This window comes from Syntrophotalea acetylenivorans, from assembly GCF_001887775.1.
GTDB classification, from domain to species: Bacteria; Desulfobacterota; Desulfuromonadia; order Desulfuromonadales; family Syntrophotaleaceae; genus Syntrophotalea_A; species Syntrophotalea_A acetylenivorans.
Genome location: NZ_CP015519.1, coordinates 1399760 through 1414663, shown reverse-complemented (window position 1 = coordinate 1414663; position 14904 = coordinate 1399760). Strand labels below are relative to the sequence as shown.

Here is a 14904-nt window from a genome sequence, read left to right as displayed (position 1 = left end):
ATAATCAGGGTGAAGTCGGCTGTGACTTTCGGGTCGCAACGTAAAGAAAATGGCGCCAATAAGAACCGGGAAAGTGTACAACCGCCGCCAGCATAGGAGCATCATATGTCAGAAAAGATAGTTGTTCTTAGCGCGGTTCGTACCGCTATCGGCAAATTCGGCGGAACGCTTCAGAACGTTCCCGCTCCGCGCCTCGGTGCGGCAGTCATTGAAAAGGCCCTGGAGAAAGCCGGTGTTCGGGGTTCGATGGTGGATGAGGTCATCATGGGCAACGTTCTTTCAGCCGGACTTGGGCAAAATCCCGCCCGGCAAGCGTCCATCCTGGCCGGTCTCCCCGCAGAGATCGGGGCGGTGACGGTCAACATGGTTTGCGGATCCGGCCTGAAGGCGGTGATGTTGGCGGCTCAAGCGATAAAGGCCGGCGCAGCGAACCTTGTTGTGGCAGGTGGTATGGAGAACATGAGTGCTGCACCCCATTTGTTGCATGGTCTGCGCCGGGGGATCAAAGCCGGTAACGCCCCCCTGGTGGACGCCATGCTGCACGATGGGTTGCTCGATGCTTTCCACAATGTCCAGATGGGAGAGACCGCGGAGAGAACGGCCGAGAAATACGGGCTGACCCGGAAGGAGGCGGATGTCTTTGCCCAACGCAGCCAGCACTTGGCGGCCAAGGCACAACAGGAAAGGAATTTTGACCGGGAGATCGTGCCGGTATTGCTCGACGGCGTCACTTTCGCCAGCGACGAATGCGTAAGGGCCGACACCACCCTGGAAGGCTTGGCCGGCCTGTCTCCCGTTTTTCGGGAAAACGGGAGACTGACCCCCGGCAACAGTTCTCAGCTTGCTGATGGCGCAGCGGCCCTGGTGGTGGCTTCGGCTTCCCGGGCAAGGGAATTGAACCTCGTGCCTCTGGCCCATATCACCCACTACACAACGGCCGGGGTGTCTCCGGTGGAAGTGATGGAAGCGCCGATCCCGGCTGTCAGAAAGCTGCTGGTTAAAGCTGGCATATCCCTGGCCGATATCGACCTGGTGGAACATAATGAAGCATTTTCCGTTGCCTCCCTGGCCGTGCTCCGGGAACTGGGCATCGATCTGCAGAAGTTTAATGTACGTGGCGGTGCGGTGGCTTTGGGGCATCCCATCGGTGCCAGCGGTGCCAGGATCCTAGTGTCTCTACTGCATGCCCTGCAGGACCAAAATTTAAAGAGGGGTCTTGCAACCCTGTGCATGGGCGGCGGCAACGGTCTGGCCATGCTTGTCGAACGGGAAAAGCCAACAATATGAGAATCCGACCTCCTCGGTTCAGATTGTCTGCCCCTCCTCAATGAGTGCCTGGCTGCTGCGATGGGCCATGAGGTAGCGGGCGTCCTCGCCGTAATTAGTGGGGTAGATCTTGGGCACCGGTTGTTGTTGCAGATCATCATCGATGTTAACAAAGGTGAACAGGCAGGAGTTGGACAGGGCCTTGGTGGTCTTGTCTCGACTGATGCGCTCGATGTTGGCTTCGACGCAGATAAAGCTGCCGTTGGTATAGACCACCCGGGTGGTGTAGTGCAGGGTATCGCCCATGCGCACCGGGTGAAAAAAGTTGATGCGGTTGACCGCCGCGGCAATAGGACGGTTGGGGGCTATCTGCTCGGAGCAGATGGACGACAGTTCATAGGCGCGGCGGATCAGGTAGCCGCCGAAAATCTTTTTCGGTACGTTCTCCTGCTCAGGGTACATCCGCTCCCAGGCGTCGGCGGTCAACTTTCCGGCTAGCAGGCCGTTGAAGCCTGGCTCGTCCTGGGCAGTGTGCAGGTCGGTCAGCATCTGGAATTCATCCCGGCTGGGCGGTTCGTTCAGTCGCGCCTGTTGCTGTTTGTAGGCCTCGCGCCTTTGTAAGGCCTTGTCGGCCCGCTGTTTTTCAATTCCTTCGCCATATTCAAGGCCGGGAAGTGTAACGCTTACCGCTCCTTCGCCCATTCCCGAACGAGCGACCATGGTGAAGTAACAGGAAGCGATATGGCGCACCGGGCCGCCGGGTTGCTCAACGCGAATGCCGATTTCCAGAGAGGAGCGGCCGACATGATTGATACGGGCCTTGAAGTGCACATCCCTTGACATATCGGTGACATGACGGATAACGATATTATCGATGGCCGCCGTGACCACCCGGGCATCGGGGAAAAATTGGTTGACGTAGTTAAGGGCGGCTTCTTCCGCGACTTTATCGAGAACCTCCAGCAGCAGGCCAAAACGCATATTGGCTTGAATCGGTTCGTCCAGCACCATGAAGCGCCGCTTTAAGGCCTCATCGGTGGTAAGGGAAAGAACCTTGGTGAAAGAAGTTTGCAACGGGCTGAGCATGATGATTTCTCCTGAGCGAAACAAGCAAGGTTTGCTGATGGCAATTCAGGGCAAATCTTCCTTGTAATAGATAGTGGTGCGCCGTCAGTTGCTGTCGGCGAGCTGCTTTATGTCTGGCTTCGGGCTAGATTATCTTTTGTTCACGAGCCACTGCCACCGCCTCCATGCGGTTGTTGACTTCCAGCTTGCGAAAAATCCTTTGGACATGGGTTTTGATGGTTTCGATGCTGACGAAATTTATTTCGGCAATTTCGCTATTGGTTTTCCCTTCGGCAATATTTCTCAGCACCTTCATTTCCGTTTTGGTCAAGCCGTGGGTGGGGTTCTCGCCAGTCGCCTCCTGGGCCGGACGCCAATTCACCGCCAGGTTCAGCAGGTAGGGGGAGTGGCATTCCCGTTCTTCCGAAAAGTCTTCAATGATCTTAACAAGTTCGTCAATTTTGGTGTTTTTAGCGACGTAACCGTTTGCACCTTCGACCATGGCTTCCTGTACATATTCTTTTTTGGTGTAGGTGGAGAGCACGATAATTTTCAGGTCCGGTAAGGTCTTGCGCAATACCCGAATAGCCTCAATACCTGATAGCCCTGGCATATCCACATCCATGAGGACGATGTCCGGCATATTTTCATTGATCGCGTTGACGGCATCAAAGCCGTTGTCGGCTTCACCCACAATATTGATGTGGGGTTTCGACTCGAGATACATGCTGAGGCCGATTCGCAAGATGGGATGGTCGTCCGCAATGAAGACCTTGATCGGATGTGCTTCATTCATGCTCTACCTCCCCTGAGTCGTTAATTGTTGCCGGAATCCGGAATCGAAAGCGGCATCCCTTTACTTCCTCCCCGAGGGCGTTCGTGTAGGGGGATTCGACCCAGATCTCGCCACCGTGAGCTTCAACGGCCAGCTTGCAGAAGGTCAGTCCCAATCCTACGCCCCGGCGTTCGGAACTGTTTTGCGGGCTGGTGGTGTAGAACTTCTCGAAAATCCGTGCATGTTTGTCTTTATCGATCCCTTTGCCCTGATCGTCTATGGTCACCAGCAGGTGTTCGCCGTGTGTTGCGTTGTGACGCTGCTCGGCCTGGACGGTGATTGTATCTCCCACCGCACTGAAGCGAATGGCATTGGCCAGCAGGTTGGCGCAGGTTCGCTGTAGGCGACCCCAGTCTGCCAGCATGTTCCGGGAGGCGCTACCCGGTTGAAAGTGAATGGTGATTTGCTTGTCGTCGGCTGCGAATCCAACCTGTTGCAGGCTCTCGGCCAGGGTGCTGTCCATATTGCCGGGCACTTCGCAGAGGTTGAGGCCGGCACTTTCGTCCAAAAAAATGTCCAGAAAATTGGAGACCATGCCGGACAGGCTATGGGTCGAATTCAAGGCCAATGGAACCAGATCATTGCCCCGCTTGTTAAGTGTACCAAGATGACCATCCAGCAGTAATTCCAATACCCTCTGCACTGACAGGATCGGATTGCCCATGTCATGGGTCAGCATGCCGATCAGATCTTGTTTCATCTGTTCGACCATTTTCTCCTGGGTGACATCACGCAACACGATGACGTATCCCAAAGGCTCCGCTGTGAAGCGATAGGTTTTACGAAAGGACGCCTGGACGTAGAAACTCTCTCCGGAGGGCCTGAGCACCTCAAAGGTGGACGGTGAGTCGTACGGTCCTTGGTCGCTGGAGCCTGCCAGGTATTCCCGAAAGTCCTCGGGATAAGCAAATAGATCGAATATCGGCCGGTTGACGATAGACGGGGAACCGCTGCTGAACATGCGTGCCGCCGCCTTGTTGATCAGCCTTACGGTTCCATCGGTTTCGGTGGAAACGATGGCATCGGTGACACTGTTGATGGTGTTATGCAGGTTTTGCTGATACGACTTCTGGGATAAATATTTCTGAATGGCCAAAGAACTGATGGTCCTGGCGATGGTGTGCATGAGGTTTACCACCGCCTGCAATCGGTCATAACTCATCACCGGCACTTCGTGAAGGGCGCGCAGAAAACCGGCAATATCTACGATCCCGATCTTTTCCGCCGTCTCAATGGCTTCGTTGACAGGAATCGGTTTGGTCAGTACCTGCCCCATGACCAACGTTGCCACATGATAGCCCTCGACGATAATCGGTGTGGCGCTATCCATTAACCCGGCATTCAGGCATTTATAAATAAAAGGCTTGCCCTGTTTTATCCCCTCTGTGCCGCCAAACCTGTCGCTGGCATAGCATTTCGCCCTTCCCTCTGGGGTTGAGCGGCAATACTCCTTACATAGCCGGGAAAAGTTGTGTTCTTTGGTGATCGGCAGACCGTTAAGATCAACCAGCACCGAAGCCACGCGAGTCGCCTTGGTGAAGTCCCGGACAATCTCCTCTAGAACGTCCTTTTCTATCAGATCGAGGATCTGAATTTCCTGGCTAGCCATGCCATCTCCTGGGTCCATTATTCCCGTGACGGGGTAACAACCCCTTCGTCTTGTCTACTTAAGAACCTGCCGGCAATAGTCTTCCTTACTTAAATTCATAGCATGGTGTTTGAATTTGATCAAAGAGAAATGTTGTATACGCAAGGGCGGGTTACATCTAAATCACTATATCGAGGGACAAAAGTAGCCTTTTTTTAGTTTTCACAGTGGGGGTGACAGTAGATATCACTATGGAGGGTGACAGTATTAGCTTTTTGTAGCGATTGTTATTGAGTGGTGTCTGATCTACAAATGAGGTGCGCGCAAAAAAAACAGAAATAAAAGCAGAGGCAGGATAACAGGAAGTACGTCAACCGTTCGTAAGTTTATCATTTTTCACATTTGTAGTCATCCACGAAAGGGAAAAACAATGGGTCCTTGGTCTGTAGATACTTTATTGCTTTGCTTCGGTGGCGGAATCGTTGGTGCGGCCCTAGGGGGTCTGTTTTCTTTCGGCATCTGCGGCTTGATTGTATTGGCCGGTTGCTTCGTCGTTTTAAATGGCGGTTCAGAATTCCTGCTCATGCAGGTTGGCCTGGGCTCCTTGTTCGGCCCTCACACAGGTGGCTTCGCCGCCGGCGTCGCGGCCGTAGCTTACGCCGCCGGGGTAAAAAAGAACCTGGTCAGCGGCAGCGGCAAGGACATCCTTTCACCTCTCATCGGCACCTCCTGGGATGTTCTGTTGGTCGGTGGTGTATTTGCCGTGATTGGCCATGTGTTGCTGCAACTGCTGGTCAAGATTCCCTTTGTTAATTCCGCCGACTGCATCGCTTTGAGCGTTGTCGGTACCGCCTGTCTGGCACGCCTGTTGTTCTTGAAAGAAATGCCTTGGGGAAAAGCGGCATCGATCCAGTCTCACGGCCTGCTCGGAACCGACAAGGGAGCTTTGTCCTGGGTTCCCTGGATGGCTCAACCTTCCCGCCTTATCGTTTTCAGCTTCGGTGTTGGCCTACTCTCGGCAGCCATGGCCATGGGTACAAAAAGTGTCCTTGATCCGATGGTCGTGCAGGGTACCGTGTCCGCTACCGGCGCCTTTGTAGTGCCTCTGATCTTCGCTTGGGGTATCGCCGCCATCAGTCTGTTCGGTCTTCAGTTGGGTACCGGTGAAGTGCAGAAGTTGCCCGTCTGGCACTGTCAGGCCATCCTCGCCGCCCTGGCTTTCCTTCTCTTTAACTCGTTGATTGTGGCCGCGCTCGTCGGCGTTCTGGCCGGTCTGCTACAGGAACTGGTGGCTCGCGTGATGTGGAACCACGGCTCTACCCACATCGATCCGCCGGCCGGTGCCATTGCTATCGGTACCTTGCTCCTTAACCTGGCAGCCAAAGGTTTCGGCGGTTAATACCGGTTCCGTCCAAGGTAGGGTGCTGCTGAATAGGCGGCTCCTGCCTTGAGAAAAATATCCAGTGATTCGGCAGAAGTTGAACGGTCTGTCGGACAATACAAGAGTATCAAACCCACACTTTGAAGGAGAAACAGATGTCTACTATCGTAAAAGTTGATCCTGCAGTCGCAAAACATGGTCCTAGCGAAAGAGTCGAGAAGATCAAGGCCAAATTCCTGGCCACCACTCCGGAAATCTGCGCCGAGCGGGCCAAGCTCATCACCGAGTCTTACAAGGAGACCGAAGGCAAGCCCATGAGCATCCGCCGCGCCAAGGCCCTGGAAAAGATTCTCCTGGGGATGTCGATTCGCATCGAAGACGATGAATTGATCGTCGGCAATCAGTGCAGCATGCCCCGTTCCGCCCCTGTTTATCCCGAATTCTCTTGCGAGTGGTTGGAAGGTGAGCTCGATCGCCTGGCCAAGCGCAGCGCCGACGTCTTCTTGATCAGCGAAGATGTCAAGAAAACCCTGCGCGAAGACGTGTTTCCCTACTGGAAAGGCAAGACCAACCACGAAATCGCCGCTTCTATGATGAAGCAAGAAGCACTCGATGCCGGTGACGCTGTCGTCTACACCGTCGGCAACTACTGGTTCAACGGTGTCGGCCATATCTCGGCAAATTACGGCAAGGTCATGAGCGAAGGCCTTGATGCAGTCATCGCCGAAGCTGAAGCGGCCAAGGAAAAATTCGATTTCACCCAGGCGGACCAGATGAAGTCCCTGCACTTCCTGGACTCGACCATCATCGCCAACAAGGCCGTTATCGCCTTCGCCAACCGTTATGCCGACGAAGCTGAGCGTTTGGCTGCGGCCGAGCAGGATGCCACCCGCAAAGCCGAACTGCTGGAGATTGCCCGCATCTGCCGCAAGGTACCTGCCCAACCCGCGGAAACCTTCATGGAAGCAGTCCAGGCTTTCTGGTTCGTACACCTGATCATTCAGATCGAATCGAACGGCCACTCCATCTCTCCCATGCGCTTTGACCAGTACTGCTATCCCTTCTACGCAGCCAGCAAAGACTCCATGTCTTCCGAGCAGGTTCAGGAAGTCCTCGACCTGATCTGGCTGAAGATGAACAGCCTGAACAAGGTGCGTGACGAAGTTTCCACCATGGCCTTTGCCGGCTACCCGATGTTCATGAATATCATTGTCGGCGGCCAGGATCGCGACGGGCTTGATGCTACCAACGAATTGTCCTTGATGTTGCTGCAGGCTGCGGCTAACACCAAGCTTTACGCACCTTCGCTGTCGGTCCGCATCCATGAAAACACTCCGGAAGTGCTTTACATGAAAGCCGCCGAACTTAGCCGCATGGGTCTGGGCGTACCGGCCTACTTCAACGACCGCATCATCATCCCGGCTTTGTTGGCTCGTGGCCTGTCTCTGGAAGATGCCCGTGACTACGGCATCATCGGTTGTGTTGAGCCCCAGGTTGGCGGCAAGACCGAAGGCTGGCACGATGCCGCATTCTTCAACATGGCCAAGGTCGTCGAGCTGACCCTCAACAACGGCTATGACAAGCGCACCGGAATGCAGGTCGGTCTCAAGACCGGTACCGTCGACGAAATGAAGTCTTTCGACGATGTTATTGCCGCTTACACCAAGCAAATGGAGTATTTCGTTGGTTTGATGGCCCACGCCGACAACATGGTTGATGCGGCCCACGGTCAAAATATGCCCCTGCCGTTCCTGTCCAGCCTGGTTGAAGACTGCATCGGCCGCGGCAAGTCCCTTCAGGAAGGCGGCGCCATCTACAACTTCACCGGTCCCCAAGGGGTTGGCGTTGCCAATGCCGGCGATGCTCTGACCGCCGTCAAGAAGCTGTGCTTCGAAGATAACGCCATCAGCTTGGTTGAGTTGAAGGAGATTATCGACAACGACTACGAGGGCGCCGAGGAAGTCCGCCAGATGCTCATCAACCGTGCTCCCAAGTACGGCAACGATGATGACTACGCTGACGAAGTCGCCGTCCAATCGGCCAACATTTACTGCGCCGAAGTCAACAAGTACACCAACCCCCGTGGTGGCCAGTATCAGCCCGGTCTCTATCCCGCTTCCGCCAACGTTCCGTTCGGTTCTGTCTGTGAAGCGACTCCGGATGGCCGCAAAAAAGGCTCTCCGCTGGCTGACGGTGTTTCTCCCTCCGGTGGTGTTGATATCGCCGGTCCGACCGCTTCGGTTAAATCCGTCGCCAAACTCGACCACGAAGTCACCTCTAACGGCACCCTGCTCAACCAGAAATTCCATCCCAACGCCGTTAAGGGGGAAGAGGGTCTGCGCAACCTGATCGCTGTAACTGAAACCTACTTCAAGAACGGCGGCTTCCATGTTCAGTACAACGTCATTGACCGCAAAACCATGGAAGAAGCTCAGGAAAAACCTGAAGAATACAGCAGCCTCGTAGTTCGGGTGGCCGGGTACAGCGCTTTCTTCACCGCGCTGGACAAGTCCCTGCAGGACGACATCATGTCCCGTACCGAGCAGATCTTTTAAACACTGCTTGCCCAGGTAGAACAAGTGCCGGACCTGCGAGGGTCCGGCACTCCTTAAACCCACCGGAACACCGAGACTGGAGTAGATCATGAACTGGAGAGAGAAAGTTCTGGATTTCAACATAGCTAATCGTGGAGAAGGCCTGACGGGCCTGGTCTTCGATGTTCAGAAATTTGCCACTCATGACGGCGGCGGTATTCGTACCAATGTCTTTCTCAAAGGTTGTCCGCTGCAATGTCTCTGGTGTTCAAATCCCGAATCTCTTTCACCGCAGCCTGAAAGTAATTTTGTTCCGAACAACTGTATCGGTTGCGGAAAATGTCGAACTGTCTGCCCGCAGGATGCCATCGGCGATGGGAAGCACGATCAATCAGGTCTGACTATCGATCGGGACCGCTGCACCCTTTGCGGCGAGTGCTCCAAATTCTGTTACGCAGGTGCAATCAACATCCTTGGCCGCTATGTCACCGTTCCGGAATTGATGGAGATGGTGGAAAAGGATCGTGAGTTCTATGAAGAAAGCGGTGGCGGCATCACCTTCTCCGGAGGGGAGCCGCTGGCCCAGCCACAGTTTCTAAAGGCTGCCCTGAAAGAAGCTCAGAGCCGGGGGATCCATACCGCTATTGAAACAAGTTCATTTGCAAGCTGGGAAGTGTACGAACCGATATTGGAATACGTCGATCTGGTGCTGGCGGACATCAAACACATGGATGATGAGGAACACAAAAAAGTTACCGGTGTTTCTAATCGGTTGATTTTGGAAAACATACGCAAGGTCTCCGATCTCGGCATCCCATTAAGAATTCGCCTTCCCTTGATTCCGGGCATCAACGATTCCGACAGCAATCTCAACGCGGTGGCCGATTTTGTTCAGCAACTCAATAACGTTCAGTCCCTCGATATTCTGCCCTATCACCGTCTCGGTGAAATGAAGTGGAGGCAGCTGGACTTCAGTTACCCTTTAGAGGGACTGGAGCCGCCGACCCTTGAACAGGTTAAGGAGCGAATTAGCTGTTTGCAGGATCGCAGTTTCAAGGTTTCCATCGGTGGTTAAGGTCGTATCCTGCACTTGCAACTAGCGCATGCAAAGTCATTTTTTAGTCAGTCCTGGTGATTGATAATTTTCTTACTTTGGAGGTACAACCCATGAAATCTATCAAGCAACTTTTCTACAGCCTCGCAATATTCGCCACGCTGTTTGTGGTGTGCCCGGCTCAAGCCGCCCTGGTCATTGGCGGTTCCGACGGCTGGTCTTTCAGCACCGACGGCAACGTCAACATGTTCCTGCGTTACGCCACCGCCGACGAGCGGCCAGACAAGGTACACAGCGAATTTCATACCCTGTCCGACGACCAGGAATCCTTCCGCCTTCGCAGCGGTTTTCTGCCTGGCGTACTGGCCTTTAACGTCAAGGCGCCGACCATGGGCGGTCTCGACATGGGATCCCGGGTCGGTTTTTACCCCAACCCGCAGAATGCCAATAAAAAGAACAGCTTCAGCGGTCAGATCGACCTGCGTGAAGTCTTCTTTACCGTCGATGGCAACTTCGGTCAGTTTATGGTTGGCAAGTCCCTGAGTCTGTTCATGGGTCAGAACGCTCTGACCGGTTGGACCCTGATGGGCTATGGTATCGAAGGTTCCGTGGCCGGCGGCGGCGCAACTCTGGGCAACATCGGCTACGGCTATATCTATCCCCAGTTCAACGCCCAGGTTCGCTATACCACCCCGGACATGAATGGCTTCAAACTGGCTCTGGCCCTGCATGATCCCAGTGTTATCAACGGTTCCGGTGTTTCGACGGGCGTTGATGGGGTCACTGGAGAATACATTGTCGTTAAACCTTCCGCTACCGAAACCAAAATGCCCCGCATTGAAGGCGAACTGACCTACGCCGGTAATTACGCCGATGGCGCTGGTAGCTTCAAGTCCTGGATCAGTGGTCTGTACCAGGAAGCCGAGTTTAATGATGGCAGTGACATTGACGATGTCACCGCCTGGGGTGTGGCCGGCGGTGTGCAGGTGGGCTACAAGGGCTACGAGGTGGTTGTTTCCGGTTTTGACGGCGAAGGTCTCGGCTCTACCCTGATGCTCGACTTCGATTCCCTCGACTACACCGGTGAAGAGCGGGAGGGTTACGGTTACCTGCTGCAGGGCACCTATACCTTCGCTAACGGTGGCAAAACAAAACTTGCCATCTGCTACGGTGCTAACCGTATGGAAGAAACTTCCGCCGAAAAAGCGGCTCGGGCCATTACCGAATTTGGCGAACTTAAGCAGCAGGACGTGATCACCCTCGGCGTGTCCCACGACATCAACCCGCACCTGAAGTTGGTGGCCGAATACAACCACGCCAATGTCGAATGGTTCAACGGTGGTGATCAGTCCGTAGACATCATCGCCGTGGGTACCTTCTTCTTATGGTAACCAGCTAACAAAGTGTTGATCAGCCCTTTTCGGAGTGTTCTTCGGAAAGGGCTGATCATGTTTTATTTAAAAGGAGTTTTTCATGCCTGTCCAAGATGTGATTGTAGTGGCCAGTTTCAAAGCCAAAGAAGGCAAGGAGCAAGCCGCCCTTGCCGAGTTGAGTGCGCTTCTGGATCCCACCCGACAAGAAGTCGGATGTATTCAATACGACCTGCATCGTTCCACGGACGATCCAGGCGTTTTGGTTTTTTATGAGGTCTGGAAAAGTCGCCAGGATCTGGAGCAGCATCTGGCAATGCCTTACCTGCAGGCTCTTTTGGGAAAAGTGGATGAATTGTTTGCCGAGGCACCTCAAATCAACCTTCTGGAAAAGCTTGATTGAGATTGAGGGTGTCTCGCTGGAGACAACGATAAAGGGTTTTGCTGTGTACAAAAATGTTTTGATGGTTGCAGTCATGGGCCGACCGCAACATTCCTTTGACAGGAAATGTCATGAATAAAGAATCCTCGATGGAACAGACCGAATTCTTAACCCGTGAAGGAATCGCGCACTTTAAGCAAGGTGCTTACGATGAGGCTTTGGTCTCTTTTACCGAAGCCGCGCGACTCTACAGGGACGCTGGAAATGTACAAGGTGAAGCCCGGCAGCATATGCTGATGGCCGATACCTATTGTGCCAGTGATCGGCAGGAGGAAGCTCTGGATATTTATTGTCAGATCGGTCTCCTGTTGGCTTCGGAAGGCGACAAGCCCGGCATGGCCGCTGTCCAGAATAACATTGGCCTGTTGCTGTCGCGTCTGCAGCGTTTTGACGAAGCCCTGACAACTTTTAATTACGCCAGGGAGAATTTCGTTGATTGCGGTCAGCCAGAAGGGGTGGCGGATCAACTGGGTAACATGGGGTCGGTTTGTCGGGATCGAAAGGACTACTCCCAGGCTCTCGACTATTATGGTCAGGCCCTGCAAATATTCGAAGAATTGGGTCACCTGGGCAAGGTAGCCGATCAGTACACCAATATTGGTTACATTCATGCCTTGACCGAGAATAAAGCTTCCGCCCTGCTCCAATTTGAAAAGGCTAGAGATATTTATGAGCAGACGGGCAATGCCGCCAAGGCTCGGCAGGCTTCGAAAAACATCGACCTTCTCAAAGAGTGAGTAGTAATCAGGCGATGAAGGGATTGCAACTCTCCAAAGACTATTTTTTGGCCCACGGTCTGCCCATGATTCAAGAACGTTTCAGCGATCTTGCCGACAGGATTGCTGTGGGTCTGGTGGGGCCAGGGTCGGAATGCTACGGGTTTGACGACGCTCTGTCCCGGGATCACGATTGGGGGCCGGGGTTTTGTCTTTGGCTGTCGCAGAAAGATTTTACAGACTACGGGCCCGAATTGGATGCCGCTTATCGCGAGCTGCCTCAAACTTTTGCCGGTTTTGGACCACGTCAGACAAGCCCCGGCGAAGAAGGTCGCATGGGCGTACTGAATATCGCGGGTTTTTATGCCCGCTACACCGGGCTCGATCATCCGCCTGAAGGGTTGCGGGAATGGCTGGGGTTGTCCGATCAGGCGCTGGGAGTTTGCACCAACGGTGCGGTCTTTCACGACCCGGACGATCACTTTTCCGCTTGGCGTCGTCATCTGCTCGACTATTATCCGGAAGACATTCGTCGAAAAAAGATCGCTTCACGGTGCATGACCCTGGCCCAGACGGGCCAGTACAACCTTCTTCGCAGCCTGCAGCGCAACGAGCCTTTCGCCAGTCGCTATGCCGAACTTCAGTTCTGCCATGACCTCATGTCCATGGCCTTCCTGCTCAATCGTCGCTACGCGCCCTTTTACAAATGGCTGCACCGTGCCACCGCTCAGTTACCGGTCCTCGGTTCGATTCTGCATAAGCAAATCAACAGATTGCTGAATACGGATGATGGAGACCAGAAAGTCGCCATCATTGAAGAGCTCTGCGGTTTGGTTGTCGAAGAGATGCAATCTCAGGGATTGAGTGATTCAAAGAGCAGCTTTCTGCTGGATCACGGACCCCGAGTGCAAGCCGGGATTCTTGACCCTGACCTGCGGAAACACTTTACCGTATTTAACTGAAATAATTGAAAAAGGATGTGTTTATGGAAGACCGAATACGGCTCACCGAGCAGATTCTAGAGCTGGAGCTGGCCATGTTTTTGTCCGTTCCTACCGCTCAAAAGTATCGCTGTCAGGAAGACCCCGAAGGTTTCAAGTTGCACCGAAGGGCCCAGTTCGCCGCTTGGTCCCCTGCAACCCTCGAAAGCTATCTGGATGATTTGCAACAGGCCAAGGCGACGGGGCGCAATTTGCTGGCTCTCAAATATGCCCGTATGGACAACCTGGTGCCCTGTGAAAACTTCAGTGTGTTAATCGACGCCATTACCGATTTGGCTGTTCAGGGACAAGAGCAATTTATTGCCGATTATCCTGGTCTGATGCGAGGCGGTCGACCGTTGCGCCAGACAGAAAATGCTCCCGACTTGACTTCTTTTGAAACCTATCTGCGTGGGGAATTGGAAAGCTACTCGGAAAAAACTCTGAAGCGGCTTAATCAGGATATGCTTGATTTGCAGAAAGCAGGATCGAATCTTTCCGAGACGATCTATCGTTTTCTTGCCAAACAGTGGGGGTTTGACTCTCTGGAAAATTTGGAAAAAACTTTAAGGGAAAAAGGTTCTCCTTAGTGAACTGTGCAAATTGTAGAGAATGGGAGAACTGTCGATTTTCGCACTTGAAAGTCTTGGGTGCTTGAGATGCTCGAAAAAACCACTATTTTGTTCAAAGTCTTAATGTAGTGATAAAATATGAAACAAAATAACTATTATAAGCTAGCTTATAGATATTAAATTCACTCTTGAGGGTGATTGTCAGATCCATCTCTCATGTATATTATAGAACCATACACAACTGATAGTTGAAATTTTGGTTGTAGGCAACTGGGAATTGCTTCCGATTCTATTTTAACTGTTTTGTTTGTGTATATATACAAAGCTAGTAAATGCTTTGTATAACCTAGGTAAAGCTTTTGAAATACTTTCTTATTAAGAAAGCCCCCACACAAAAAAGCTTGTCTAGTCTTCACCTCCTTGTTATTCCAAGTGGGGGGTTTTCCTCCTCCCTCCCCCCACTTGGAGCCTTTTCAAGCAAAGATTACTTATAAGCCGATCAGGCTTTAAAATAGATCATCTGAGCTATTTCATCGAAGAAAACAGTTTCCGTCATGGGCCTTCGGGCCGGGCCGAGAGTCTGTGGCGAAGATGGCTGTCCAGCAGGTGACAGCCTGGCTTAAGCCCGGAACCGCATAGCGCGTTCCGGGCTTAAGTTTTTTCTGGAAGAATTCGTCCGTGGTCAAGGCGGTCATTCCGTAACCTTGTTGTCAAGTAAAGAGGTGTGTGGATGGAGTATTTCATCAAGATTTGCATGGGTAGCTCGTGTTATAGCCGTGGCAATCAGGAAAATCTTGCGCGCATCGAAAGTTATCTTAGCAAACGCCAGATAGACTGCTTAGTTGATTTGCGGGGAAGTCGCTGCGAAGGACTCTGTTCCGAGGGACCGATTGTCGAGATTAACGGGCAAGTTCACGGTGGTGTGCATGCCGAAAGCATTGAGCAATTGCTCGACCAGTATTTGCCCCTTCAGTAGCGGAGTATCTTATGAGACACCTTCCGCCTCCTGTCTATACGGTAGAGAACGAGTGCCGGGATTGCTCCAAGTGCGTCCGATATTGCCCGGCCAATGCCAAGCAGTTTCTGGTGCTTTTGACTATG

The 14904-nt window shown here is 53.0% G+C and carries 13 protein-coding genes; 10 read left to right on the top strand and 3 right to left on the bottom strand.

Annotated features, from left to right (window positions below; genetic code table 11):
* Positions 1-105 precede the first annotated feature (105 nt).
* Positions 106-1287 carry an acetyl-CoA C-acyltransferase gene (locus A7E78_RS06475; protein WP_072283470.1) on the top strand — a complete coding sequence of 394 codons (1182 nt, stop codon included), beginning with the start codon at positions 106-108 and terminating at the stop codon, positions 1285-1287.
* Positions 1288-1305: 18 nt separating this feature from the next.
* Here the strand turns inward: A7E78_RS06475 and A7E78_RS06470 are convergent, their stop codons facing one another.
* The 3 genes from A7E78_RS06470 to A7E78_RS06460 form a co-directional block, all read right to left on the bottom strand.
* Positions 1306-2352 (bottom strand): acyl-CoA thioesterase, encoded by a 1047-nt coding sequence (locus A7E78_RS06470; RefSeq protein WP_072283469.1) that lies wholly within the window; start codon positions 2350-2352, stop codon positions 1306-1308.
* A 124-nt stretch (positions 2353-2476) separates the two neighbouring features.
* Positions 2477-3127 carry a response regulator transcription factor gene (locus A7E78_RS06465; RefSeq protein ID WP_072283468.1) on the bottom strand — a complete coding sequence of 217 codons (651 nt, stop codon included), beginning with the start codon at positions 3125-3127 and terminating at the stop codon, positions 2477-2479.
* On the bottom strand, positions 3120-4775 hold the full coding sequence (locus A7E78_RS06460; protein ID WP_072283467.1) for a PocR ligand-binding domain-containing protein: 1656 nt from the start codon (positions 4773-4775) through the stop codon (positions 3120-3122). The genes A7E78_RS06465 and A7E78_RS06460 overlap by 8 nt, the downstream gene beginning before the upstream one ends.
* 409 nt (positions 4776-5184) lie before the next feature.
* Between A7E78_RS06460 and A7E78_RS06455 the strand changes: the two genes are divergently transcribed.
* From A7E78_RS06455 to A7E78_RS06415, 9 genes are all read left to right on the top strand, one after another.
* Positions 5185-6153, top strand: coding sequence for a DUF7973 family transport facilitator (locus A7E78_RS06455; RefSeq protein ID WP_072283466.1), 969 nt, complete (start codon positions 5185-5187; stop codon positions 6151-6153).
* Positions 6154-6290: 137 nt separating this feature from the next.
* Positions 6291-8690: a glycyl radical protein gene (locus A7E78_RS06450; RefSeq protein WP_072283465.1), complete on the top strand. Its 2400-nt coding sequence runs from the start codon at positions 6291-6293 to the stop codon at positions 8688-8690.
* 88 nt (positions 8691-8778) lie between these two features.
* Positions 8779-9744 (top strand): glycyl-radical enzyme activating protein, encoded by a 966-nt coding sequence (locus tag A7E78_RS06445; RefSeq protein WP_072283464.1) that lies wholly within the window; start codon positions 8779-8781, stop codon positions 9742-9744.
* A gap of 92 nt (positions 9745-9836) precedes the next feature.
* Positions 9837-11114: a porin family protein gene (locus A7E78_RS06440; RefSeq protein ID WP_072283463.1), complete on the top strand. Its 1278-nt coding sequence runs from the start codon at positions 9837-9839 to the stop codon at positions 11112-11114.
* 82 nt (positions 11115-11196) lie between these two features.
* Positions 11197-11496 carry a putative quinol monooxygenase gene (locus tag A7E78_RS06435; RefSeq protein WP_072283462.1) on the top strand — a complete coding sequence of 100 codons (300 nt, stop codon included), beginning with the start codon at positions 11197-11199 and terminating at the stop codon, positions 11494-11496.
* A 110-nt stretch (positions 11497-11606) separates the two neighbouring features.
* Entirely contained in the window at positions 11607-12272 is a 666-nt protein-coding gene (locus A7E78_RS06430) for a tetratricopeptide repeat protein (protein ID WP_072283461.1), read from the top strand.
* Complete coding sequence (locus A7E78_RS06425) at positions 12269-13213, top strand: DUF4037 domain-containing protein (protein WP_235606812.1); 945 nt, start codon at positions 12269-12271, stop codon at positions 13211-13213. The genes A7E78_RS06430 and A7E78_RS06425 overlap by 4 nt, the downstream gene beginning before the upstream one ends.
* A 23-nt stretch (positions 13214-13236) precedes the next feature.
* Complete coding sequence (locus tag A7E78_RS06420) at positions 13237-13821, top strand: DUF4125 family protein (protein ID WP_072283459.1); 585 nt, start codon at positions 13237-13239, stop codon at positions 13819-13821.
* 712 nt (positions 13822-14533) lie between these two features.
* Positions 14534-14779, top strand: coding sequence for a (2Fe-2S) ferredoxin domain-containing protein (locus A7E78_RS06415; RefSeq protein ID WP_072283458.1), 246 nt, complete (start codon positions 14534-14536; stop codon positions 14777-14779).
* The last annotated feature ends 125 nt before the right edge of the window (positions 14780-14904 follow it).

Coding starts and splice junctions, on each gene's coding strand:
- A7E78_RS06475 (WP_072283470.1), top strand. CDS start 106: ATGTCAGAAAAGATAGTTGTTCTTAGCGCGGTTCGTACCGCTATCGGC.
- A7E78_RS06470 (WP_072283469.1), bottom strand. CDS start 2,352: ATGCTCAGCCCGTTGCAAACTTCTTTCACCAAGGTTCTTTCCCTTACC.
- A7E78_RS06465 (WP_072283468.1), bottom strand. CDS start 3,127: ATGAATGAAGCACATCCGATCAAGGTCTTCATTGCGGACGACCATCCC.
- A7E78_RS06460 (WP_072283467.1), bottom strand. CDS start 4,775: ATGGCTAGCCAGGAAATTCAGATCCTCGATCTGATAGAAAAGGACGTT.
- A7E78_RS06455 (WP_072283466.1), top strand. CDS start 5,185: ATGGGTCCTTGGTCTGTAGATACTTTATTGCTTTGCTTCGGTGGCGGA.
- A7E78_RS06450 (WP_072283465.1), top strand. CDS start 6,291: ATGTCTACTATCGTAAAAGTTGATCCTGCAGTCGCAAAACATGGTCCT.
- A7E78_RS06445 (WP_072283464.1), top strand. CDS start 8,779: ATGAACTGGAGAGAGAAAGTTCTGGATTTCAACATAGCTAATCGTGGA.
- A7E78_RS06440 (WP_072283463.1), top strand. CDS start 9,837: ATGAAATCTATCAAGCAACTTTTCTACAGCCTCGCAATATTCGCCACG.
- A7E78_RS06435 (WP_072283462.1), top strand. CDS start 11,197: ATGCCTGTCCAAGATGTGATTGTAGTGGCCAGTTTCAAAGCCAAAGAA.
- A7E78_RS06430 (WP_072283461.1), top strand. CDS start 11,607: ATGAATAAAGAATCCTCGATGGAACAGACCGAATTCTTAACCCGTGAA.
- A7E78_RS06420 (WP_072283459.1), top strand. CDS start 13,237: ATGGAAGACCGAATACGGCTCACCGAGCAGATTCTAGAGCTGGAGCTG.
- A7E78_RS06415 (WP_072283458.1), top strand. CDS start 14,534: ATGGAGTATTTCATCAAGATTTGCATGGGTAGCTCGTGTTATAGCCGT.